The organism is Pelomonas caseinilytica, assembly GCF_021353235.1.
Taxonomy (GTDB): domain Bacteria; phylum Pseudomonadota; class Gammaproteobacteria; order Burkholderiales; family Burkholderiaceae_C; genus Pelomonas; species Pelomonas caseinilytica.
In genome coordinates, this window is the sequence record NZ_JAJTWT010000003.1 from 201,686 (window position 1) to 222,979 (window position 21,294).

21 protein-coding genes and 1 pseudogene are annotated in these 21,294 nt (G+C 69.9%); 7 read left to right on the forward strand and 15 right to left on the reverse strand.

All coding sequences use genetic code 11. From position 1 onward, the window contains the following. Window positions 1-23 precede the first annotated feature (23 nt). Together LXT12_RS08330 and LXT12_RS08335 are read left to right on the forward strand one after the other, a co-directional pair. Entirely contained in the window at window positions 24-1,505 is a 1,482-nt protein-coding gene (locus LXT12_RS08330) for a hypothetical protein (RefSeq protein WP_233391070.1), read from the forward strand. After that, complete coding sequence (locus tag LXT12_RS08335) at window positions 1,502-2,683, forward strand: class I SAM-dependent rRNA methyltransferase (RefSeq protein WP_233391072.1); 1,182 nt, start codon at window positions 1,502-1,504, stop codon at window positions 2,681-2,683. Before LXT12_RS08330 ends, LXT12_RS08335 begins: the two co-directional genes overlap by 4 nt. On the opposite strand, the gene LXT12_RS08340 is transcribed toward LXT12_RS08335, so the two are convergent. Both LXT12_RS08340 and LXT12_RS08345 read right to left on the reverse strand, forming a co-directional pair. Next, window positions 2,673-3,749 carry an NF038122 family metalloprotease gene (locus LXT12_RS08340; protein WP_233391074.1) on the reverse strand — a complete coding sequence of 359 codons (1,077 nt, stop codon included), beginning with the start codon at window positions 3,747-3,749 and terminating at the stop codon, window positions 2,673-2,675. The two genes, LXT12_RS08335 and LXT12_RS08340, sit on opposite strands and share 11 nt — an antisense overlap. A 79-nt stretch (window positions 3,750-3,828) precedes the next feature. Next, window positions 3,829-4,308 carry an Lrp/AsnC family transcriptional regulator gene (locus tag LXT12_RS08345; RefSeq protein WP_233391076.1) on the reverse strand — a complete coding sequence of 160 codons (480 nt, stop codon included), beginning with the start codon at window positions 4,306-4,308 and terminating at the stop codon, window positions 3,829-3,831. 133 nt (window positions 4,309-4,441) lie between these two features. On the opposite strand from LXT12_RS08345, the gene glmS reads away from it, so the two are divergent. Continuing rightward, a complete protein-coding gene (gene glmS / locus LXT12_RS08350) occupies window positions 4,442-6,301 on the forward strand; it encodes a glutamine--fructose-6-phosphate transaminase (isomerizing) (protein WP_233391077.1) in 1,860 nt (619 codons plus the stop codon). 120 nt (window positions 6,302-6,421) lie between these two features. On the opposite strand, the gene LXT12_RS08355 is transcribed toward glmS, so the two are convergent. From LXT12_RS08355 to LXT12_RS08405, 12 genes and pseudogenes are all read right to left on the reverse strand, one after another. Continuing rightward, entirely contained in the window at window positions 6,422-7,612 is a 1,191-nt protein-coding gene (locus tag LXT12_RS08355) for a hypothetical protein (RefSeq protein ID WP_233391078.1), read from the reverse strand. A gap of 462 nt (window positions 7,613-8,074) precedes the next feature. Next, complete coding sequence (locus tag LXT12_RS08360; RefSeq protein ID WP_233391079.1) at window positions 8,075-8,575, reverse strand: YdeI/OmpD-associated family protein; 501 nt, start codon at window positions 8,573-8,575, stop codon at window positions 8,075-8,077. Between the two features lie 79 nt (window positions 8,576-8,654). Further along, the gene (locus tag LXT12_RS08365; RefSeq protein ID WP_233391082.1) at window positions 8,655-10,628 is read right to left on the reverse strand and encodes an AAA family ATPase; all 1,974 of its coding nucleotides are present in this window, start codon (window positions 10,626-10,628) and stop codon (window positions 8,655-8,657) included. Beyond that, on the reverse strand, window positions 10,621-10,863 hold the full coding sequence (locus LXT12_RS08370) for a hypothetical protein (protein WP_233391083.1): 243 nt from the start codon (window positions 10,861-10,863) through the stop codon (window positions 10,621-10,623). Before LXT12_RS08370 ends, LXT12_RS08365 begins: the two co-directional genes overlap by 8 nt. 334 nt (window positions 10,864-11,197) lie before the next feature. Continuing rightward, window positions 11,198-11,494, reverse strand: coding sequence for a cyd operon YbgE family protein (locus LXT12_RS08375; RefSeq protein ID WP_233391085.1), 297 nt, complete (start codon window positions 11,492-11,494; stop codon window positions 11,198-11,200). After that, entirely contained in the window at window positions 11,491-11,613 is a 123-nt protein-coding gene (gene cydX / locus LXT12_RS08380; protein WP_233391087.1) for a cytochrome bd-I oxidase subunit CydX, read from the reverse strand. The genes LXT12_RS08375 and cydX overlap by 4 nt, the downstream gene beginning before the upstream one ends. Before the next feature lie 13 nt (window positions 11,614-11,626). Further along, the gene (gene petA / locus LXT12_RS08385; protein WP_233391089.1) at window positions 11,627-12,232 is read right to left on the reverse strand and encodes a ubiquinol-cytochrome c reductase iron-sulfur subunit; all 606 of its coding nucleotides are present in this window, start codon (window positions 12,230-12,232) and stop codon (window positions 11,627-11,629) included. A 21-nt stretch (window positions 12,233-12,253) separates the two neighbouring features. Then, window positions 12,254-13,396 carry a cytochrome d ubiquinol oxidase subunit II gene (gene cydB / locus LXT12_RS08390; RefSeq protein WP_233391091.1) on the reverse strand — a complete coding sequence of 381 codons (1,143 nt, stop codon included), beginning with the start codon at window positions 13,394-13,396 and terminating at the stop codon, window positions 12,254-12,256. Window positions 13,397-13,406: 10 nt separating this feature from the next. After that, complete coding sequence (locus LXT12_RS08395) at window positions 13,407-14,963, reverse strand: cytochrome ubiquinol oxidase subunit I (RefSeq protein ID WP_233391094.1); 1,557 nt, start codon at window positions 14,961-14,963, stop codon at window positions 13,407-13,409. Beyond that, the gene (cydP, locus tag LXT12_RS08400; protein ID WP_233391095.1) at window positions 14,960-15,142 is read right to left on the reverse strand and encodes a cytochrome oxidase putative small subunit CydP; all 183 of its coding nucleotides are present in this window, start codon (window positions 15,140-15,142) and stop codon (window positions 14,960-14,962) included. Before cydP ends, LXT12_RS08395 begins: the two co-directional genes overlap by 4 nt. Window positions 15,143-15,317: 175 nt before the next feature. Further along, the gene (locus LXT12_RS27115; RefSeq protein WP_419964768.1) at window positions 15,318-15,497 is read right to left on the reverse strand and encodes a winged helix-turn-helix transcriptional regulator; all 180 of its coding nucleotides are present in this window, start codon (window positions 15,495-15,497) and stop codon (window positions 15,318-15,320) included. A gap of 9 nt (window positions 15,498-15,506) precedes the next feature. Further along, window positions 15,507-16,658, reverse strand: a pseudogene (locus LXT12_RS08405) (sigma-54 interaction domain-containing protein); the annotation flags it as partial. Between the two features lie 274 nt (window positions 16,659-16,932). Between LXT12_RS08405 and LXT12_RS08410 the strand changes: the two are divergent. The 4 genes from LXT12_RS08410 to LXT12_RS08425 are packed head-to-tail and all read left to right on the forward strand — an operon-like array spanning window position 16,933 to window position 20,563. After that, window positions 16,933-17,118 (forward strand): YgaP family membrane protein, encoded by a 186-nt coding sequence (locus tag LXT12_RS08410; protein WP_233391097.1) that lies wholly within the window; start codon window positions 16,933-16,935, stop codon window positions 17,116-17,118. Between the two features lie 25 nt (window positions 17,119-17,143). After that, window positions 17,144-18,040: an MBL fold metallo-hydrolase gene (locus LXT12_RS08415; protein WP_233391098.1), complete on the forward strand. Its 897-nt coding sequence runs from the start codon at window positions 17,144-17,146 to the stop codon at window positions 18,038-18,040. Window positions 18,041-18,080: 40 nt separating this feature from the next. After that, window positions 18,081-19,748, forward strand: coding sequence for a bifunctional protein tyrosine phosphatase family protein/NAD(P)/FAD-dependent oxidoreductase (locus LXT12_RS08420; protein ID WP_233391100.1), 1,668 nt, complete (start codon window positions 18,081-18,083; stop codon window positions 19,746-19,748). Beyond that, on the forward strand, window positions 19,745-20,563 hold the full coding sequence (locus LXT12_RS08425) for a sulfite exporter TauE/SafE family protein (RefSeq protein ID WP_233391102.1): 819 nt from the start codon (window positions 19,745-19,747) through the stop codon (window positions 20,561-20,563). Before LXT12_RS08420 ends, LXT12_RS08425 begins: the two co-directional genes overlap by 4 nt. Here the strand turns inward: LXT12_RS08425 and LXT12_RS08430 are convergent. Beyond that, window positions 20,560-21,282, reverse strand: coding sequence for a general secretion pathway protein GspB (locus LXT12_RS08430; protein ID WP_233391104.1), 723 nt, complete (start codon window positions 21,280-21,282; stop codon window positions 20,560-20,562). The genes LXT12_RS08425 and LXT12_RS08430 overlap by 4 nt on opposite strands. Window positions 21,283-21,294: the final 12 nt, after the last annotated feature.

The following is a 21,294-nucleotide window of genomic DNA, read 5'->3' on the forward strand; positions in this document are numbered from 1 at the left end:
CCGCGCTTTCGGCGCTCGCTCCGATGCTGGCCTGCGCCCTCCCCGACGAAGCGCCGTTCGCGCGCGTCAACACCATCCGGCCCGCCGCCGTCGAGAGCAACTGGACCTCGATGAAGATGCCCGACGGCGGGCGCACCGCCTTCGCGTCGATCAGCTACCTGATGGCCTATGACGACGACTGGGGCTTCGGCCCGGGCGTCTACGGCGCCGCCAAGGGCAACTACGGCGGCATCTTCACCGTCGGCTTCACCGGCCAGCGGCGCTGGCGCCTGACGGGCAACACCCACCTCGCGGCCAGCCTCTACGTCGGTGCGGGCGGCGGCGTGTCGAGCCAGCAGCTGCGCTTCGGCGGCGGCCTGATGCTGCGCCCGGAGATCTCCCTGCGCACCGAGGTCGGCCGCTGGTACTCGGGCATCGGCATCTCGCAGATCCGCTTCCCGAGCGGCAACGTCAGGAGCGGCACTGGCCTGTCCTTCACCCTCGGCCGGGCCATGGACTTCGCCAGTTTCTCGCCCGACGACGCCGGCCTGCCGGGCCGCGCCGGGCGGCGCACCGGCCTGGGCTTCGACGAGATCACGCTGACCGGCGGCTTCGAGAAGCCGCGCTCCAGCGCCCGCGACCGCAGCGGCAACCCGCGCACGGCCAAGGTCGGCAAGGCCGGTGCCGAACTGCGCCAGTACATCGCCGAGGGCAGTTGGTGGGGCGTGGAGGCTTCGGGCGCCGCCAAGGGCGGGGCCGATGGCTACATGGAGGTGCTGGGCCAGATCGGCCAGGACTGGGCGGTGTTCGGCACGCCGCGCCTGCGCGTGGGCGGCCAACTGGGTGCAGGCCTGGGCGGCGGCGGCAACCTCGACACCGGCAACGGCTGGCTGCTGCGCGCCGGGCCCACGCTGCGCTGGATCACGCCCTGGGGCCCCAGCCTGCGCCTGGATGCCGGCTACACCCACGCCCCGAGTGGCGCCTATGGCGGCACCTTCGTGCGCGCGGCCCTCAGCATGCCGCTGGACCGCACGCCCACGCTGATCGCCGACGACCCCGGCGGCACGGTGCGCGCCCAGCAACTCGGCGCCAGCGTGCTGCACCTGCCGCGCGTGCGCTTCAAGGACGGCCGCCAGGAGGCCGTCACCCACCTGGCCGTCAGCATGTCGCGCGAGTTCTCGCCGCGCTGGTACGGCACGGCCCAGGCCGGCAGTGCCGCGGCCGGCAGCGCGGGCGCCTACTCCTTCGGCCTTTTCGGTGCGGGCGTGCAGAGTGATCCGCTCAGCCCGTCGTGGGGCCGCATGCGCGTGGGCGCCGAGTGGCTGGTGGGCGCGGCCGGCGGCGGCGGCGTGGCCGTGGGTGGCGGTGCAGTGACCCAGGCCGAGGTCTGGGCGCAGTGGCAACTGGCCGAGCGGCTGAGGCTGCGCGCCGGCGTGGGCGAGTTCCGCACGCTGCGCCACCGCCAGCAGTCCACGCCGCTGACACATCTGTCCCTGAGCTACGCCTTCGGCACGCTGCAGCGATGAAGACGATCAGGCTGCGCCCGGGCAAGGAGCGCTCCCTCCTCAAGCGCCATCCCTGGGTGTTCGAAGGCTCGGTCGCACGCGGCGGCGCCGATGCCGGCGAGACGGTGCGCGTGGAGTCGGCCGAGGGCGAGTTCCTGTGCTGGGCGGCGTTCAGCCCGAAGTCGCAGATCCGCCTGCGCGCCTGGAGCTTCGACGAGGCCGAGCGCATCGACGCCGCCTTCTTCCGCCGCCGCATCGACCAAGCCATCGCCATGCGGGCGCGGCTGGCCATCGCCTCCGATGGCTGGCGCCTCGTGCACGGCGAGGCCGACGGCCTGCCCGGCCTGGTGGTGGACCGTTATGGCGACACGCTGGTGGCGCAGTTCGCCAGCGCCGGGGCCGAGCGCTGGAAGGCCGTCATCGCCGATGCGCTGCTGGCCGCGACGGGCCTTGCGCGCCTCTACGAGCGCTCCGACGCCCAGGCCCGCGAGTGGGAAGGCCTGACCCCGCAGACCGGCTGGCTGCGTGGTGACGGCGAGACCGCGCTGACCCTGCGCGAGCACGACTGGCGGCTGACCCTGGACGTGGCCGAGGGCCACAAGACCGGCTACTACCTCGACCAGCGCGACAGCCGCCGCCGCTTTGCCGACGCCGTGCGCCAGTACGGCTGCCAGACGGTGCTGAACTGCTTCAGCTACACGGGTGGGTTCTCGGTGGCGGCGCTGGCGGGTGGGGCGAGCCACGTGGTCAGCGTCGATTCCTCCGGCCCCGCGCTCGCGCGTGCGAACGCCCACGTCGCGCTGAACGACTTCGACGCGAGCCGCCACGAGGCCTGGGACGCCGACGTCAACGCCACGCTGCGCCGCTGCCTGAAGGAAGGCCGGCGCTTCGACGCCATCGTGCTCGACCCGCCCAAGTTCGCGCCCACGGCCGCCCATGCCGAGCGCGCCGCGCGCGCCTACAAGGACATCAACCGCCTGGCCTTCCAACTGCTCGAAGCCGGCGGCCTGCTCTACACCTTCTCCTGCTCGGGCGGCATCTCGCCCGACCTCTTCCACAAGATCGTGGCGGGCGCGGGGCTGGATGCCGGCGTGGACGGCTACATCGTCGACCGCCTCTCGGCCGCCGCCGACCATCCGCAGACGGTGCGCTTCCCCGAGGGCGACTACCTCAAGGGCCTGGCCCTGCTCAAGCGCTGAGGCGGCGCCGCCGCGCGCCCAGGGCGGCCAGGCCCGCCAGCATCAGCGCCCAGGCCTGCGGCTCGGGCACCGGCGTGGTGAGGTTCCAGCCGATGGCGTCCAGGGCCATCAGGTCGGCGGGGCTGGCGTCGTAGGAGGCGCCGTCGGCCACGTAGGGCTGCATCAGCGTCGGCGAGCCGATGCCGAAGTGGCTGGCCTGGGCGCCGTTGCCATGGGCCGCGCCGGACGAGAACGACTCGATGGCCGTGGCCCCGCCGTCCACGGAGAAATAGGGCAGGGGGTTGCCGCCCACGGCGACGTTGAGCGTGCCAGGCGCGGAGTAGCGGAAGAGATCGAGCGGGAAATACCAGGGCGCATCCTCGAAGCGGCCGGCCCCGGTCGAGGTGCCGCACTGGGCGGCGTGGTCCACGCAGAAGTCGATGTCGTCCACGCCCGAGTAGAAGCCCAGGGCATGGCCCATCTCGTGCTCGGCGACGGTGATGAAGTCCGTCTGGCCGGCAGGAATGTGCCCGTCGACGCGGTCGTAGGCGAAGCTGCCCGCGAAGGCGTTGGCGAAGCTGATGCGGGCGTCCGGCGTGCCGGCGTCGTTGACCGTCGTCAGGCCCAGCGCCTTGGCATTGGCGGAGTGCAGGTAGAGCAGGCGGTTGTTGGCCGAGCCGTCGTTGTCGAGCCGGGTGGACAGGTCGCCCTGCGTGGCGACGAAGCTCAGCGCCGGGCCGGCCTGCAGGTGGGCGACGGCGCTGGCGTCGACGGCTGAGCTGGCGTCCGTGGCCAGGCGGCTGCGCAGGTCGGTGTAGTCGATGGTGACCTTGTCGGACCGGGTGGAGGCCAGCACGTTGGCGCCGAGGTCGGAGAAGGACACGCTCAGATAGACGGTCACCTTGTCGCCGATGCGGCTCTCCCAGTAGCCCGCCGCGGTCTGCAGGGCGGCGAACTGCTGGGCGCTCATCGGGGTGCTGCCGGTGTCGGTCAGCACGATGTCCAGGGCGCGCGCGGCCGGCGCGAGGCCGGTCAGGCCGAGCGCGAGCAGCAGGGCTGCGGGGCGAAGTGGGCGGCGGGCGGGCATGCGGACTCTCCGGTCATGGCGTGAGAGCGGCATTCTGGGTGCGCCATCCCGGCCCGTCGCCGCCACGCGGGTGGCCGCATCATTTCAAGTTAGGGGGCGGCAAGGCGATGCGGGTGTCGAACTTGGCCCGCTTCACGCTGAAGAAGGCCTTGATGTTGCGGACGTTGGCATCCTGCGTGAGCAGGCGCTGCGTGAAGGCGTGGTAGGCCGGCATGTCCGCCACCTGCACGACGAGGACGAAATCCGGCCCCGGCGACACCCGCCAGCACTGCTGCACCGCCGCCTCCTGCACGGCCCGGGCCTCGAAGGCGTCCAGGTGCTCGGCGCCCTGGCGGTCCAGCGTGATCTCCAGCAGGGCCGACAGGCCGGCGCCGAGCTTGTCGGGCGAGAGCAGGGCCACGCGCCGCTCCACGATGCCGGCGTCCACCAGGCGCTTCACGCGCCGCAGGCAGGTGGCCGGAGAGACGGCCACGCGGGCCGCGAGATCCTGGTTGCTCAGGGAGGCGTCGGCCTGCAGGGCATCCAGCAGGCGCAGATCGATGGCGTCTATTTCATTCATGCATTGGAATTTTGTGCAACTAAATTTCTCTAAGGAGATTCGAGGAAATTTTCATTCGCCGATCGAGAAATTTTGCATGCATCCATCAACCAGGCTTGCCTAGCATGCGCCCATCCCAGAACGGAGAACCTGCATGTGCGGCATCGTCGGCGCGGTCAGTCAGCGCAACATCGTCCCCATCCTCATCGAGGGCCTGAAGCGGCTGGAGTACCGCGGCTACGACTCCTGCGGCGTGGCCGTGCACCAGGACGGCGGCCTGCGCCGCGCCCGCTCCACCTCGCGCGTGGCCGAGCTGCAGGCCCAGGCCGAGCAGGACGGCATCCAGGCCGGCACCGGCATCGCCCACACCCGCTGGGCCACCCACGGCGCCCCGGCCGTGCACAACGCCCACCCGCATTTCTCGGCGGGGCCCGGGGCGGACGTGGCGGCCACGGGCCGCATCGCCCTGGTCCATAACGGCATCATCGAGAACCACGACGAGCTGCGCGCCGAACTCAAGGCCCGCGGCTACGTCTTCGTCAGCCAGACCGACACCGAGGTCATCGCCCACCTCATCGACCAGCACTACAGCGGCGACCTGCTCGATGCCGTGCAACAGGCGCTGCCGCGCCTGAAGGGCGCCTATGCCGTGGCCGTGTTCTGCCGCGACGAGCCCCACCGCGTCGTCGCGGCCCGCGAGGGCTCGCCACTGGTGCTGGGCGTCGGCCAGGAGGAGAACTTCGTGGCCTCCGACGCCATGGCCCTGGCCGGCGTGACCGACCAGATCGTCTACCTGGAGGAGGGCGACGTCGTCGACCTGCAGCTGGGCCGCTACTGGATCAGCCAGCTCGACACCCGGACGGGCCGTTATGGCACCGTGCAGCGCGAGGTCAAGACGGTGCACGCCCACAGCGGCGCGGCCGAACTGGGCCCCTACCGCCACTACATGCAGAAGGAAATCTTCGAGCAGCCGGTGGCCATCGCGAACACCCTGGATGCGGTGACCGGCATCAGCCCCGAGCTCTTCGGCGACGGCGCCTGGCGCATCTTCAAGGAGGTGGACAGCGTCCTCATCCTCGCCTGCGGCACCAGCTACTACTCGGGCTCCACGGCCAAGTACTGGCTGGAGAGCATCGCCAAGATCCCCACCAGCGTGGAGATCGCCAGCGAGTACCGCTACCGCGACAGCGTGCCCAACCCGCGCACCCTGGTCGTCACCATCAGCCAGAGCGGCGAGACGGCCGACACCATCGCCGCCCTCAAGCACGCCCGCGCCCAGGGCATGAACCACACGCTCACCATCTGCAACGTGGCCACCAGCGCCATGGTGCGGGAATGCGCCCTGGCCTACATCACGCGGGCCGGTGCCGAGATCGGCGTGGCCTCCACCAAGGCCTTCACGACCCAGCTCGTCGGCCTCTTCCTGCTGACGCTGGCCCTCGCCCAGACGCGCGGCCACCTCAGCGAGGCCGACGAGGCCCGCCACCTCAAGGACCTGCGCCACCTGCCCGTGGCCGTGCAGGCCGTGCTGGCGCTGGAGCCCCAGGTCATCGCGTGGAGCGAGGAGTTCGCCCGCAAGGAGAATGCCCTCTTCCTCGGCCGCGGCCTGCACTACCCCATCGCCCTGGAGGGTGCGCTCAAGCTCAAGGAGATCAGCTACATCCACGCCGAGGCCTACCCGGCCGGTGAGCTGAAGCACGGCCCGCTGGCCCTCGTCACCGCCGAGATGCCCGTGGTGACCGTCGCCCCCAACGACGCCCTGCTGGAGAAGCTCAAGAGCAACATGCAGGAAGTCCGCGCCCGCGGCGGCCAGCTCTACGTGTTCGCCGACGGCGACACCGCCATCGAAAGCGAGACCGGCCTGCACGTCATCCGCATGCCCGAGCACTACGGCGTGCTGTCACCCATCCTGCACGTCGTGCCGCTGCAGCTGCTGGCCTACCACACCGCCTGCGCGCGGGGGACGGACGTGGACAAGCCGCGTAATTTGGCGAAGTCGGTGACGGTGGAGTGAGGGGTCGCTCTCGCCGTCGATCGAACTCACACCGCTTAACACCAAGCAGTCATTCCGCTCGGACGCCTTGCGCTTGCTTGAGCGTCTGCTTCTTCGTTTCCTGAACTGGGGTGCAGCTATTCAGTCTGCCTGAGGCACCAACGCCGCTGCGAAGAGGTGAACAAGCAGGTCGCGTGCGATCTCTTGAGCATGAAAAGGGCCGCGTGCATTGAACATCGAGGCTGAGTTCGGCTCAAGCATGCTCTCCGACATGTGCAGCAGGCCGAATGAAGTCTCGGTCGAGAAGGTTCGCCCGCTGTGCGCGGTCCCTGACCGCCACTTGTAAAGCCGTGCGCTGACGATCTTCACGCGGTCTTCAGGCAGCACAAGGGACAAGGCCTTCCGAAATCGCGCCGCCGAACTGCTGCGCTTGGGCTTGCCGCAGCTGTCACACGTCTCCTGTGCCTCATCCTCGAAAAGAAGCGCGCCAACCTCCTCGATTACTCCGACGAATCCAATCAAAGCGAACGACGGGTGGTCCGTCAATGTGAGCGCCTCGTAGTAGGCGCGCGCAATTCGAGCTATATCTCGCCGCTCACGGCAGGCAGTCCACCAATTGCTAAGCAATTCGGCATCGGCGCCGGCACCTTGCGGCCATGGTCTCGCCTCGACCTGCACTAAGGTCGGGGTGGAAATTGGAAGGTCGTGCAGGCCCACACCTTCAGGAACCGCCATTTGACGAAGCTTGAACATCTGGTTGGCATGAATCGACAGCAACGCACACGCCAAGTGCAAGTCTTCTTGAGTTGCAAACTGAGCACAGCTCCAGCTGTGTCCCTTCGTTGCTCCAGAAACGGTAATGGGAAGCCACCGTTCAACGGTGTACGCGTTCATGGCTGACGGGAGAGGCACCCTTTCCTCGTATTCGAAATCTGTTTGCTGGAAGTCCATTGCACCTAATTTCCAATTTCGCGGGAGCGCGCCACCCTTTATGACGCCTGAACGAGCCATTCCCAGCACAGCTCTCCAGGCATGCATTGGGTGATCGTCTACTTTGTCGAGTGCCGCTTGAATCGAAATAAGCCATGGATTTAGGTCTAGTCCTGGAGCTTCGGACTCACCGGAGACATAGGCATAAAGATCGTCTCCGAAGTGGACGACAGAAAGCTTCGTCTTAATCCAATGAGAGTCAATGGACCAGACCATGAGCGCCTTCAGTTCCATCCCCTCGAACGTCAATCCTCTCGAATGGCGGCTTGAAACCGCGAACTTGCTTTCCAGTTGAGCGAACAACCTCGCAATAAAAGCGTCGAACTCCGCTCCGATAGCCATATCAAGTGGGCACTGAGGAACTACGAAGAGCCACTTCGTCCGGGCGTGCTGCTCAACAGAGCAAAGCAAACCGGCGACTCGCTCGTTCCGAGTTCGAATCCTTGGATCGGCTTGGGGGTGAAAGATCAAAACGGACACAGTGGGAAATCAGGTTTCCAAGGCTCGACGGCTACAGTTGTATCAGACAGGGGTAGCGAATACGGACGTCCGACCTCGCGGATGCAGCCGCCATGCGCACCGCAGCCGGTCGAACGTCAGGTGAGGAACGCAGCGGTCGCTCACCCCGTCGGCCGCGAATGACTTAGACCAGCCTGAGGCGGTCCAGCGGCCCTCCGCGACGTCTCAGACATTGTTGGCCCGACCGCTCGACTCCAGGCCTACGGCTACGCAGGTGTCTCTGACTTTGATGGCCACGAACATCCGTGCCATTCGTGCCTGAGACCTGCCAATCGCCAAGATCACCTACCCCCGATCCGCCATCTTCTCCCTGCGCTCATGCGCCGCCACGACGGCGTCCTGGATCCTGCGTTCGCGGGTCTCCGGCTTGGCCGCTTCGTCGATCCTGCGGATGAGGAAGTTCCGCTTGCCGGGCGGCAAGGCGTTGAAGGCGTCCTCGACACCCTCGGAACTCAGCGCGCTCGCCAGGTCGTCGGGGACAACGACGTCCGAGCGGTCCAGCACGGTGAAGCGGATACGGATGCGGTCGCCCGTCTTGGTGTGGGTCTCGCGGCGGACCTTGGCCTTGATGCGGATGTAGTGCTGCCCGCCTCCGACCGGGAAGAGGCTCACCTGGAAGGGCTCGGAGTCGTTGACGCGGGCCAGGACGAGGACGGGGCCGGTCGTGCCCAGGGCCTCGGTGACCTCGGCCGGGACGCGAACGGCGCAGTAGTCCATGCCTTCCGCCCAGTCCTCGAGATCGGCCTGAAACGAAATCTTCTGCCCAGGAGTCGGAGTGTTGGTCATGGCGATGGCTAACTTTCGAGGTAAGCGGATTGTCGGTCCGCGAGCGGGGCGCCCGCCGCCGGCGTCGAGCGTACTGCCGTCAGGCCGTCGTTGACGCCAGTGCTTCTGCCAAGCAAGGGCGGGGCGCGGGAGGCAGGCCTCGCCTCGGCGCCTGCTCTGCGCCCCTGGCAGCCGCCGCGCTCTCCTGGCGAAACGCCGCCAGCCGCTTCGCATAGGGGTCCAGTGCATCCTCGGGAGTGCCCAACGGCAATGCCACCAGCTCGGCGAATCGTGCCGGCGTGACCTGACCCTGGTCCATGAGTTCATCCACCAGCGCCATCAGGGCGCCGCGATGCGTCTCGATCAACCTCGTCGCTCGCACGTGCTCGGCGTGAAGCAAGGCCTCGATGGGGGCGTTGCTGGCTTCCACGTCGGTGCACAGGTTGTCGTCGCTGTTGGTGGTCACGTCGCTGCGCCCGATGCGCGTGCCGTGTCCCAGGTGGCGCAGCATGCGGGCGGCCGTCTCGGTGGCCTTGCGCAGGTCGCTCTCGGCGCCGCTGGACGCGAGCTCGGCGCCGAAGACCAGCAGCTCCGCCGCGCGGCCGGCGAGGCTGGTGCAGATGGAGTCCAGCAGGTTCCGCCGCGACCAGACCTTGCGCGAGGTGTAGGTGTTGTAGCCGCCCTCGAAGCTGGCCACATGGATCTTGATCTCCTTCGGCGCGCGGCCGAAGAGCAGGGCGTGCACCAGGCCGTGGCCCGCTTCGTGCACCGCCAGCAGGGCGCGGAAATCCGCGTTGCTGCGCTGGCGCAGGCGGTTGATCTCGAAGGGGGTGGAGATGGCCTGCGACCGGCCTTGCCAATGCGCGGTCAGGTGGCGGCCGTCCGCAGTCAGCTCCACGCGTTCGCCCGGGCCGGCCCCTTGCGCCAGCGCCCACAGCGCCGCCTTGGCCAGGCCGGTGCCGAGGATGGCATGCAGCGAAGACAGCAGGGGCCGCGTGCCTTGGGCCGGGAAGACGGCGTTGGCATAGATCTGCTCGCGCAGGCTGGCGTCCAGCTCGAAGCGCAGGCCGCAGCGTCCTTGCGTCTCCCGGGCATAGCGCTCGCAGCCCTGTTCGATGAGCTGCTCGTAGGCCCGCCGCGACAGCGACGGGTAGACGACGTGCTCGTTGCCCAGGCGGGCGACCTGCTCGGGCTTGAAGCGCTTGTTGAGGGCCTGCTTGACGTCGATGACGCTCAGTTTGCGGGTCATGGCGTGGAAGATGTCGGCATCGCTGTCGCAGTCGTCCACGCTGGTGGCGAGGTCCTCGTACATCTCGTCGAGGTTGCCGCAGACGAAGACGAGCAGGCGGCTGTAGTCCGTCTCCCATTGCTGCTGGCCGCTTTCGCGGAAGACGCGCAGCCGGGCCTGGATCTGCTCGGGCGTCCAGCCCATGATCTCCATCAGCGGCGCGTCGAGCTTGAGGTTGCGCTGCAGCTCCTGGGCCTCCCAGCTGCGCAGCTTGAAGCGCAGCTTGGCCTCGCTGGCCTCGGCGCGTTCGGCGTCGTAGGCGGCCTCGGCGATCGACGATTCGATGTCGCCCAGCAGCGAGAGCGCCGGCGGCAGGCGGCCGTCGGAGAGCAGGGCCCACACGTCCTGGTAGCGCTCGACGCGCAGCTCGCCGCGCTTGGCGTCGATGGTGCGGAAGCGCTGGAACTCGTCGAGCGCGAGGATGCCGGGCTCGCCCTCGCGCACGCCGGACTGCGCCAGCATGCCCGAGATGCTCTGGGCGCCGCGCCAGCCGGCGCCGTTGGAGAAGCCGTCCATCTGCACTTCGACGAAACGGTCGTAGAAGCCCAGCAGCTGGGCCAGGCGGCGCACGAGCTGGGTCTTGCCGGTGCCGGTCAGGCCCCAGAGACAGACGATGACGGGCCGCGAGACCAGCTCGGGCAGCACATACCAGGCTCGCACCGAGTCGATGACGCTGTCGATGATGTCGTCGATGCCGAAGAGCTCGGTCTTGAGCTGGGCGGCGATCTCCTGCAGCTGCTGGTTTCTCTGCGCCAGCTGTGCGCGCAGTTCGTTGGAGTCATTCATTCCAGTCCTTTCGTCGCAACAGCGCCTGCAGCGCCATGCGGTCAGCGCGGCGCTGGGCGCCGCGGCTTTGGATGTGTTCGCCCGCGCCGCGCAGCCCGCGCTGGGCGAGCGCGCGCGCCACGGGGTCGCGCACGCCCGTGCTCGTCTCGAGCACCAGCGTCATGGGCTGTTTCATGCGGCGCAGGGCCTTGACCCGCCCCTCCTGGAGGGCGCGGGAACGGAGTTGTGCACTCATTCGGTTTCCGAAAAGCAAAAGCCCCGGCTCGATGGCTGCGGGGCTTTGCTCGCCGCGCGGTCTGAGGCCGTATCTGGGAACAGACACGGTTCAGCCGGGGCGCGGGAACCGTGTTCAGTCGATCGTCGAGATGAACAGGGAGGACATGAGAGGAATCTCCGTGATGCGGGCGCTGTCGTGGGCGCCTTCTGCAAGGGCGCGAATGATGCAGAGAACGTGGTGGGTGCACAACCGCTGCGGCGGCGTGTGTTGTGGCTCGCCAACGCGGGCCGGGCCTCGAGCGGGTGTCGGAGCGCTAACGACTTGGTCGACGGCGAGTTCTCTTGACGCGCAGTCAGGCCGGGACGAACTGAAGACCGTGGGTCCGGCCTGCCCACAAGGCGGCCAGCACGAGGGCCGCCATGCAAGCCTGGCCCGAGAACAGCCATCGCCAGGGGCGCTGCCGCGGCACGAAGCCGACGCCGCGCACGAAGCCGGCGCTCATCGCCCAGAACAGCAGTACCGCCAGGCCGTGGTCGGCCCGGCCATCGGCTTGTGCAAACAAGCGCGGGTAGGCGGTGCCCGCGAGCATCAGCGCCAGGCCGGTCAGCAGTGCCGGCCAGTGCAGGCCCGTGCCGGCGTTGCGGCTCATTCGCCGTCGTCGGGCCGGTGCGAGGCGCGACGTTCCTCGGCCATCTCGCCCCACATCGCGTTCATGACGGCGAGCAGCACGGCGAAGCCGACGCCGAGGAGCCAGGCGAAGTACCACATGGGATGTCCTTGTTCAGGTGGGTCCAGGCTCGCCGATCAGCAGGCGCGCGTCGCCGAGATAGTGATGCGGCGGGACTTCGAGGTTGGTGGGGGCGGGCTTGTTCTTGAAGACCCGGCCGGCCAGGTCGAAGGTCGAGCCGTGGCAGGGGCAGAAGAATCCGCCGGGCCAGTCGGCGTCCGGCGCGGGACGCTCCCCGCCGGCCGGCGTGAAGCTGGGCGAGCACCCGAGGTGGGTGCAGATGCCGATGACGACGAGGAACTCGGGCCTGCTCGAACGGCCGACGTTGCGCAGCGCCGGCTGCAGGTCGTCGCGTTGCGAACCCGGGTCGGCCAGGCGTGGGGCCAGCGCCTGCAGCGAGGCCAGCATCTCGGGCGTGCGCCGCAGGATCCACACCGGCTTGCCGCGCCACTCGACGGCCTTCATGCCGCCGGCCGGGATGTCGCCGATGTCGACCTCCACGGCGGCGCCCTGGGAGCGCGCGCGTTCGCTCGGCGCCAGCGAGGCCACCAGCGGCGTGGCGGCGCCGACGGCGGCGATGCCGCCCGCCCCGGCGGTGGCCAGCAGCCAGGTGCGGCGTTCGGGGTCGGGCAGAGGCGGCAGGACGGCGGATGGATTCATGGCGAACCTCGCTTGAGGGATTCAATAGGCGCTGTGGCTGTTGGCGCGGATGTGCTCGACCGTCACCTTCCCGCGCATCACGCGGTAAGCCCAGCCGGTGTAGATGACGACCAGCGGCATGAAGAGGACGGTGGCGCCCAGCATCAGCGCGAGCGTCATGGGGCTGGAGACGCTGTCCCAGACCGTCAGGCTGGCGCTGGGCATGCTGGACGAGGGCATGACGAAGGGGAACATCGCCGCGCCGGCCGTGCCGATGATGCCGGCCATGGCCAGCGACGAGGCGACGAAGGCGGCCAGCGTGCGCCGCGCGCCGACGAGGCCGGCGGCCAGCAGCGCGCCGCCGACGCCCAGGCCGGGCAGCGCCCACAGCACGGGCAGGCGGCGGTAGTTGGCCCACCAGGCGTCGGCGCTGCGCACGACGAGCTTGGCCAGTGGGTCGGGCATGGCGTTCGGGTCGGGCGCCTGGGCCATCGCGAAGCCCTCGATGCCGCCGAAGCGCAGCCACAGGCCCGCTGCCACGAAGCCCAGCACCGCCAGCAGCGCGGCGCTTCGTGCGGCCGTGGTGGCGCGGGCCTGGATGGCACCCTCCGTGCGGTGGGCGAGGTAGACGCCGCCGTGCAGGGTGATCATGGCGCTGCTCACCACGCCGGCCAGCAGCGCGAAGGGGTTGAGCAGTTGCCAGAAGCTGCCGGTGTAGGTGCTGACGAGGTAGTCGTCGAACTGGAAGGGCACGCCCTGCAGCAGGTTGCCGAAGGCCACGCCGAAGATCAGCGGCGGCACGGCGCCGCCGATGAAGAGGCCCCAGTCCCAGGTGCTGCGCCAGCGCGGGTCGTGGACCTTGCTGCGGTAGTCGAAGCCGACCGGGCGGAAGAACAGCGCCCACAGCACCGCCAGCATGGCCCAGTAGAAGCCGCTGAAGGCCGTGGCGTAGACCAGCGGCCAGGCCGCGAAGATGGCGCCGCCGGCGGTGATGAACCAGACCTGGTTGCCGTCCCAGTGCGGGCCGACGGTGTTGATGACGACGCGGCGCTCCTCGTCGTTGCGGCCGACGAAGGGCAGCAGGGTGCCGACGCCCATGTCGTGGCCGTCCATGATGGCGAAGCCGACGAGCAGCACGCCGACGAGGACCCACCAGATGATCTTCAGGGTGGCGTAGTCGAGCATGGCGGCCTCCTCAGGCGTGGACGGGTTCGGACTGGTAGCGGCCGGTGCCCAGGCTGCCCGGCCCCTGGCGGGCGAACTTCACCATCAGGTAGACCTCGACCACCAGCAGCGCGGTGTAGAAGCCGACGAATCCGGCGAGCGAGCCGTAGAGGCTGTTGACACTGATCGTGGAGACGCTCAGGTGCGTGGGCAACACGCCGTAGATCGTCCACGGCTGGCGGCCGTACTCGGCGACGAACCAGCCCAGCTCGCAGGCCAGCCACGGCGCGGGCAGCATCCACAGCGCCCACTTGAGCAGCCAGGGCCGGCCGGCGCAGCCGCCCTTGAGCGTGGTCCAGAACGACAGGGCGAAGAGCGCCAGCATCAGCAGGCCCAGGCCCACCATCACGCGAAAGCTCCAGAACATGGGGGTGACGCGGGGCACGGTGTCGTCGACGGCGCGCTCGATGATCTCCGCGGTGGCCTGGCGCACGTCGCCGACGTATTTGCGCAGCAGCAGGCCGAAGCCGAGGTCGGCCTTGTGGCGCTCGAAGGTGGCCAGGGCCACGGGGTCGTTGCGATGGGTGCGCAGGGCCTCCAGGGCCACGACGGCGACGATGCCGCGCTGGATGCGCTCGCGGTTGCGGGCCTTGATCTCGCGGATGCCGGGGATCTCCTTGCTGAGGCTGCGCGTGCCGATGAGGCCCATCACGTAGGGGATCTCCACCGACCAGTCGTTCTTCTGCGCGGCCTCGTTGATGCCGGCCACGACGTTGAAGCTCGCCGGCGCGGGCTCCGTTTCCCACATGGCCTCGATGGCGGCCATCTTGGTCTGCTGGGCCTCGCCCACGGTGTAGCCCGACTCGTCGCCCAGCACGATGACGCTGAGCACGCTGGCCAGGCCAAAGGCCGAGGCCACGCGGAAGCTGCGCTTGGCGAACTCCACGTCGCGGCCCCTGAGCAGGTACCAGCTGCTGACGGAGAGCACGAACATCGCGCCCGTCACATAACCGGCCGATACCGTGTGCACGAACTTGGCCTGGGCGTCGGGGTTGAAGACGACGGCCCAGAAGTCCGTCATCTCCATGCGCATGGTCTGGTAGCTGAACTCGGCGCCGACGGGGTTCTGCATCCAGCCGTTGGCGATCAGGATCCACAACGCCGACAGGTTGGTGCCGACGGCCATCAGCGTGGTGACGAGCAGGTGCTGCGGGCGCGAGAGGCGGTCCCAGCCGAAGAAGAACAGGCCGATGAAGGTCGACTCGAGGAAGAAGGCCATCAGGCCCTCGATGGCCAGCGGCGCGCCGAAGATGTCGCCGACGTAGTGGGAGTAGTAGGCCCAGTTGGTGCCGAACTGGAACTCCAGCGTGATGCCGGTCGTCACGCCGAGCGCGAAGTTGATGCCGAAGAGCTTGCCCCAGAAGCGGGTCATGTCCTTCCACACGGCCTTGCCCGTCATGACGTAGACCGTCTCCATGATGACGAGCAGCCAGACCATGCCGAGGGTCAGCGGCACGAAGAGGAAGTGGTACAGGGCCGTGGCTGCGAACTGCAGCCGCGACAGGTCGACGACGTGTTCCGGGATCAACGGGAGTCTCCTGGCGTGGGCAGGGGCGCGGTCGCTGCGAGGTGCCGGGCGGCGGCATCGGCATCGGGGCTGGTGCGCTGCTCGCGCACCAAGCCCCACCAAAGCCCGCCCAGGGCCAGCAGCTTGATGACGACCACCCAGGCCAGGTGGCGGACCAGTCGGCGTTCGTCGCTGTGCATGGCCGGTTCATCCCAAGAACCGTGCCAGGCGGCGCGGCGCCGCACGCGGCGCGCTAACAGACTGTCCCGTCAGCAGAATCCCGTGCGCAGGGCGTGCCGCCGGGGCTGTCAGGCGGTGACAGTCGGCACTGCCAGGGGGCCGCCATGGCAGTGGCTCGTGGCAGCCGGACGGCGGTCAGCCCAGGTCCAGGGCCTTGAGTCGCCGGTACAGGGTGCGCTCGCTCAGGCCCAGGCGGGCGGCCATGTCGCGCCGGCTCAGGCGCCCCTCGGCCGCGAGGTGGCGGATCTGCTCGTCGAGGTCGGGCGCGGCGGCGGCCGTCGCCGCCGTGGCGGCTGGGGCCGGCCTCGCCTGCAAGGGGGCGTTGAGCCATTCCGGCAGGTCCTCGGGACGCACGATGCCGTCGTCGGCGAAGAGCCGGGCGCGCTCCAGCACATTGCGCAGTTCGCGGATGTTGCCCGGCCAGTCGTGGGCCTGCAGCCGCGCCATGGCGGCCGGCTGGATGACGATGCGCTGGGCCGTCTTGCCGCCGCGCTGCAGGAAGGAGTCCACCAGCAGCGGGATGTCGCCCGCGCGCTCGCGCAGCGGCGGCAGGAAGATGGGAAAGGCGGCGATGCGGTAGTAGAGGTCCTGGCGGAACCGGCCCTCGGCCACCATCTGCTGCAGCGGCTTGTGCGTGGCCGCCACCAGGCGGAAGTCGGCCTGCTGGGTCTCGGTGGCGCCCACGCGCCGGAAGGTGCCCGACTCGATGAGCCGCAGCAGCTTGACCTGCATGGCCAGCGGCACGTCGCCAATCTCGTCGAGAAAGAGCGTGCCGCCCGATGCCGTCTCCACCAGCCCGGGCTTGCGATGCTGGGCGCCGGTGAAGGCGCCTTTCTCGTGGCCGAACAGCTCGCTCTCGAACAGCGTCTCGGGCAGGCCTGAGCAGTCGACGACGACGAAGGGGCCGTCGTGCCGGTCGCTGGCCTCGTGCACGGCGCTGGCGAACAGCTCCTTGCCCGTGCCGGACTCGCCGAGCAGCAGCACGGGCAGCCGCGAGCGGGCCACGCGTTGCACCGCCTCCAGCGCGGTGTTGAACGCCGGCGACCGGCCGACGAGGCCGGCCTGGCTGGCGCGCGCCGAGGCCTGCTTGACCGTGGTCAGCCGCTCCACGTAGGCGACGACCTGGTGGTCGGCGTCGAGGATGGGCCGCAGTTCGACGTCCACATGCTCCGGCCCGCGCGGCGTGTGGTGGATGTGCAGCACCCGGTCCAGGCCCTTGAGCTCGAAGGCCCGCTTCATCGGGCAATGCTCGCCGGCCTGGTCGCAGGGCAGGTCGTAGTGGTGGGAGACGCGGTAGCACTTCTGGCCGAGGAAGGGCCGGTCCGCCGTGCCGAACTGGCGCCGGTAGGCGGTGTTCGCGGCCAGGATGTTGTAGGCCGGGTCCAGCACGATCATGGGCTGGGCCTCGTGCTCGAGGTAGGACACCAGGGCCTGGACCTGCGGCGGGGAGGTGATCGCGGCGGCGTTGGGGGGCATGTGCGTCGGCTCGGGCGGGCGGTGCGCGGATTGTGCGCGACGGCTGCCATCGACTGCCATGAGACTGCCAAATTGGCGGCGATTGGCGGGGCGGCGCGGGTGCGAGCACGCCGTGACGTCGCGGCGGCGGCGAAGGATTTTCTTTTGCATCAAAGACTTGCGTGGGCACGCTGGCGACGCACCGGGCTTGGCACGGCTCTTGAAAGTTCCGACTTGCAAGGTGCCGGTGGCTGCCAGGGTTGGCGGCTGCCGATGACTCAACCAGGAGACTCTCATGAAGGCGAATGAAGGAACCGTGGACCGTGGCCTGCGCGTGGCGGCGGGCGTGGTGCTGTTGGCGCTGACGGCCACCGGCACGATCGGCGTCTGGGGGTGGATCGGCGTCGTGCCGCTGCTGACCGGGGCCGTGGGCTACTGCCCGCTGTACTCGGTGCTGGGCATCAACACCTGCCGGCGCTGAGCCGCCGCGGCCGCAGAGGAGCGCCATGAGCCCCACTTCCCGAATGCAGGTCGAAGGCTTTTTCGACGCCGCCACCTGGACCGTCAGCTACCTCGTGCTCGACCGCGAGACCCTGCACTGCGCGCTGATCGACAGCGTGCTGGACTACGACCCCAAGTCGGGCCGTACCGGCACCGCCAGCGCCGACCGGCTGATCGACCGCGTCCGGGAACTGGACGCCCGCGTGCAGTGGATCCTGGAGACCCACGTCCACGCCGACCACCTCTCCGCCGCGCCCTACCTGCGCCAGGCCCTGGGCGGCCAGCTCGGCATCGGCAGCCACATCACGACGGTGCAGCAGGTGTTCGGCAAGCTCTTCAATGCCGGCCCGGACTTCGCCCGCGACGGCCGCCAGTTCGACCACCTCTTCCGCGACGACGAGGCCTTCGGCATCGGCGGCCTGCGCGCGCGCGCGCTGCACACGCCGGGCCACACGCCGGCCTGCATGACCTATGTGGTGTCGACCGGCGAAGGCGCCGACGCCGACATCGCGGCCTTCGTCGGCGACACCCTCTTCATGCCCGACTACGGCACGGCCCGCTGCGACTTCCCCGGCGGCGACGCGCGCACGCTCTACCGCTCCATCAACAAGGTGCTGGGCCTGCCGCCGCGCACGCGGCTGTACATGTGCCACGACTACCAGCCCGGCGGCCGCGAGGTGCAGTTCGTCAGCACCGTGGCCGAGGAGCGCGCCAGCAACATCCACGTGCGCGACGGCATCAGCGAGGATGCCTTCGTCGCCATGCGCAACGCCCGCGACGCGACGCTCGGCATGCCGACGCTGATCCTGCCGTCCGTGCAGGTCAACATGCGCGCCGGCGAGCTGCCGCCGCCCGAGGACAACGGGCTGCGCTACCTGAAGATCCCGTTGAACGCCGTCTGAGTTCCAGGCAGACACCCCAAAAAATAGAACGGAGACAAGCATGGAACTCAAGACCCTCACCCCCGAGCTGGCCGTCGCCGCGCAGGTCCACGCGGGCGACCTGCGCGAGATCTCCAACGCGGGCTTTCGCACCCTCATCTGCAACCGCCCCGACGGCGAGGGCAACGACCAGCCCGTGTTCGCCGAGCTGGTGGCCGCGGCCAGCGGCCTGGGCATCGCCATGCACTACCTGCCGGCCGAATCGGGCAAGGTCACCGACGAGCAGGGGCGGGCCTTCGGCGCGCTGATGGCCTCCAGCCCCAAGCCGGTGCTGGCCTTCTGCCGCACGGGCATGCGCTCGACCACCATGTGGGCGCTGTCGGAAGCGGGGCAGCGGCCCCTGCCGGAGATCATCGAGCGCGCCGCCCGCGCGGGCTACGACCTCAAGGGCGTGGTGCGCCGCCTCGTCAACGGCGGCAAGACGCCGGTGGACGTGGCCGATGCCACGCACGAGATCGTCATCATCGGCGGCGGCGCGGCCGGCATCGCCGTGGCCTCCAGCCTGCTGGCGCGCCAGCCGGGGCTGGACATCGCCATCATCGACCCCGCCGACGTCCACTACTACCAGCCGGGCTGGACCCTGGTGGGCGGCGGTGTCTTCGACGCCGCCACCACCGCGCGCACCATGGCCTCGGTGCTGCCCCGCGGCGTGCACTGGCTCAAGGCCGCCGTGGCCGCCTTCGAGCCCGAGCGCGATGCCGTCATCCTCGACGGCTGCCGTGTCGTCAAGTACCGGCAGCTCGTCGTCTGCCCCGGCCTCAAGCTGGACTGGCATGGCGTCGAGGGCCTGGTCGAGACGCTGGGCCGCAACGGCGTGACCTCCAACTACCGCTACGACCTCGCGCCCTACACCTGGCAGCTCGTGCAGAGCCTGCGTGGCGGCCGTGCAGTCTTCACCCAGCCGCCCATGCCCATCAAGTGTGCTGGTGCGCCGCAGAAGGCCATGTATCTCTCGGCCGACCAGTGGCGCCGCGCGGGCGTGCTGCGCGACGTGGACATCCAGTTCTGCAACGCCGGCGCCGTGCTCTTCGGCGTGGCCGACTACGTGCCCGCCCTGATGGCCTACGTGCAGGCCTATGGCATCCACCTCAACTTCGGCCAGACGCTCACGGCCATCGACGGCCAGGCGCGCAAGGCCACCTTCGCCCAGGCCCAGGCCGACGGCAGCAAGACCCAGGTGGTGCGCGAGTTCGACATGATCCACGTCGTGCCGCCGCAGAAGGCGCCGGACTTCATCCGCGTGAGCCCGCTGGCCGATGCCGCCGGCTGGCTGGACGTCGACCCGGCGACGCTGCGCCACAAGGTCTTCGCCAACATCTTCGGCCTCGGCGACGTTGCCAACACCACCAACGCCAAGACGGCCGCCGCCGCCCGCAAGCAGGCGCCCGTCGTCGCGCACAACCTGCTCGCCGCGCGCGGGGCCGCCAAGGGCGAGGCGCGCTACGACGGCTATGGCTCCTGCCCGCTGACCGTGGAGCGCGGCAAGATCGTGCTCGCCGAGTTCGGCTATGGCGGCAAGCTGGCGCCCAGCTTCCCGAGCTGGTTCATCGACGGCAAGCGGCCGTCGCGGCTGGCCTGGTACCTCAAGGAGCGCATCCTGCCGCCGCTGTACTGGGAAGGCATGCTCAAGGGCCGCGAGTGGCTGGCCGAACCCGAGATGGTGGGATGACCCTGGACATCGCCGGGCTGAGCCTGCTGATGGGGGCGGCGGTCGGCGTGGTGCTGGCCCTCACCGGCGCTGGCGGCGGCATCCTCGCCGTGCCCCTGCTGGTGTTCGGCCTGCACCTGCGCATGGCCGAGGCCGCGCCCATCGGCCTGCTGGCCGTGGGCCTGGCCGCGGCGCTGGGCGCGCTGCTGGCCCTGCGCGAGGGCATCGTGCGCTACCGCGCTGCCTTGATGATCGGGCTGACCGGCATGGCCGTCGCTCCGCTCGGCGTGCGGCTGTCGCAGCTCATTCCCAACGGGCCGGTGATGGCGCTGTTCGCCCTGGTGCTGGCCTGGGTGGCCTGGCGCAACCTGCGCCAGGGCCGGCGGGCCCCCAGCCCCGTGGCCCCGCCGTCGCGCCGCCTGCCGGTCTGTGCGATGAACCCCACCACCGGCCGCCTCACCTGGCGGGCCCCGTGCACGGCCATGCTCGGCCTGACCGGCGCTCTCTCCGGCCTGCTCAGCGGCCTGCTCGGCGTTGGCGGCGGCTTCGTCATCGTTCCCATGCTGTCGGAGATCAGCAATGTGCCCGCTCGCGGCGTCGTCGCCACCTCCATGGCCGTCATCGCCCTGGTGTCGGTGGGCGGCGTGCTCGGGGCGGCCACCCAGGGTTCCCTGGACTGGGCCGTCGCGGCGCCCTTCGCCGCCGGTGCCGTGCTGGCCTTGCTGGCCGGGCGGCAGTTCAGTTCACGCTGGAGCGGCGTGCGGCTGCAGCAGGCCTTCGGCCTGCTGGCCGGGACGGTGTCCGTGCTGATGCTGGTGCGCGCCTGGGGCGGCTAGACCGGCTGCCGGTAGCGCTGGCCCTTGAAGCGCAGCACCAGTTCGCGCGGGCGGATCTGCTCCAGCACCAGGTCGGAGCCCAGCCGGGCGCCTTCGTGCAGCACCTCGCCATTGACGATCACCAGCCGGCTGGCCGGGTCGTCGGAATAGACCGAGCCGCCGATGGCCAGCCTGGGCAGCTCCCGGCGGGTGGCCTCGGGCAGTTCGGACAGTGTCGGGATGCGCGCCTCGGGCGCGGGATCGGGCGCCGGAGCGGGCGCTGGCGCTGCCGCCGTGGCCTCGCCGCCGGAGCGCGGCTCGCGTGTCCTGGCCGCGGCTTCAGGCGGCGGCATGGGCGGCAGGTAGGGCGAGCCGGAGGCCGCCGGCTGGGGCACCGGCGTGGCTGGCAGGGCGGTGACCGGCGCCGTCACGGGCGCAGCGACGGAGGCTGGAGCGGCCGGGCTGGGCGCAGCCGCCGTGGCCATCGGTGCAGGCGTGGGAGACACGGCAGGTGCCGCCGGTGCGGCCGGTTCGGACGGGCCGCTGGCCCACCAACTGCCCGCGCCGATGCCGGCCAGCAGCAGCAGGCCGCCGCCGGCCCAGGGCAGCCAGCGCCGTCCGCCGCGCGCCGCGGACGTTGCGCCGCCGGGCAGGGGCTGCGTGTGCAGGCCCGGCACCTGGCCGCGCTCGCGTTCGCGGTCGGCTTCGGCCCGTCGCAGGGCGTCGAGGATGTAGGACATGGCGGTTGGGTC

Coding starts and splice junctions, on each gene's coding strand:
- LXT12_RS08330 (WP_233391070.1), top strand. CDS start 24: ATGCTGGCCTGCGCCCTCCCCGACGAAGCGCCGTTCGCGCGCGTCAAC.
- LXT12_RS08335 (WP_233391072.1), top strand. CDS start 1,502: ATGAAGACGATCAGGCTGCGCCCGGGCAAGGAGCGCTCCCTCCTCAAG.
- LXT12_RS08340 (WP_233391074.1), bottom strand. CDS start 3,749: ATGCCCGCCCGCCGCCCACTTCGCCCCGCAGCCCTGCTGCTCGCGCTC.
- LXT12_RS08345 (WP_233391076.1), bottom strand. CDS start 4,308: ATGAATGAAATAGACGCCATCGATCTGCGCCTGCTGGATGCCCTGCAG.
- glmS (WP_233391077.1), top strand. CDS start 4,442: ATGTGCGGCATCGTCGGCGCGGTCAGTCAGCGCAACATCGTCCCCATC.
- LXT12_RS08355 (WP_233391078.1), bottom strand. CDS start 7,612: ATGGCTATCGGAGCGGAGTTCGACGCTTTTATTGCGAGGTTGTTCGCT.
- LXT12_RS08360 (WP_233391079.1), bottom strand. CDS start 8,575: ATGACCAACACTCCGACTCCTGGGCAGAAGATTTCGTTTCAGGCCGAT.
- LXT12_RS08365 (WP_233391082.1), bottom strand. CDS start 10,628: ATGAATGACTCCAACGAACTGCGCGCACAGCTGGCGCAGAGAAACCAG.
- LXT12_RS08370 (WP_233391083.1), bottom strand. CDS start 10,863: ATGAGTGCACAACTCCGTTCCCGCGCCCTCCAGGAGGGGCGGGTCAAG.
- LXT12_RS08375 (WP_233391085.1), bottom strand. CDS start 11,494: ATGAGCCGCAACGCCGGCACGGGCCTGCACTGGCCGGCACTGCTGACC.
- cydX (WP_233391087.1), bottom strand. CDS start 11,613: ATGTGGTACTTCGCCTGGCTCCTCGGCGTCGGCTTCGCCGTGCTGCTC.
- petA (WP_233391089.1), bottom strand. CDS start 12,232: ATGAATCCATCCGCCGTCCTGCCGCCTCTGCCCGACCCCGAACGCCGC.
- cydB (WP_233391091.1), bottom strand. CDS start 13,396: ATGCTCGACTACGCCACCCTGAAGATCATCTGGTGGGTCCTCGTCGGC.
- cydP (WP_233391095.1), bottom strand. CDS start 15,142: ATGCACAGCGACGAACGCCGACTGGTCCGCCACCTGGCCTGGGTGGTC.
- LXT12_RS08410 (WP_233391097.1), top strand. CDS start 16,933: ATGAAGGCGAATGAAGGAACCGTGGACCGTGGCCTGCGCGTGGCGGCG.
- LXT12_RS08415 (WP_233391098.1), top strand. CDS start 17,144: ATGAGCCCCACTTCCCGAATGCAGGTCGAAGGCTTTTTCGACGCCGCC.
- LXT12_RS08420 (WP_233391100.1), top strand. CDS start 18,081: ATGGAACTCAAGACCCTCACCCCCGAGCTGGCCGTCGCCGCGCAGGTC.
- LXT12_RS08425 (WP_233391102.1), top strand. CDS start 19,745: ATGACCCTGGACATCGCCGGGCTGAGCCTGCTGATGGGGGCGGCGGTC.
- LXT12_RS08430 (WP_233391104.1), bottom strand. CDS start 21,282: ATGTCCTACATCCTCGACGCCCTGCGACGGGCCGAAGCCGACCGCGAA.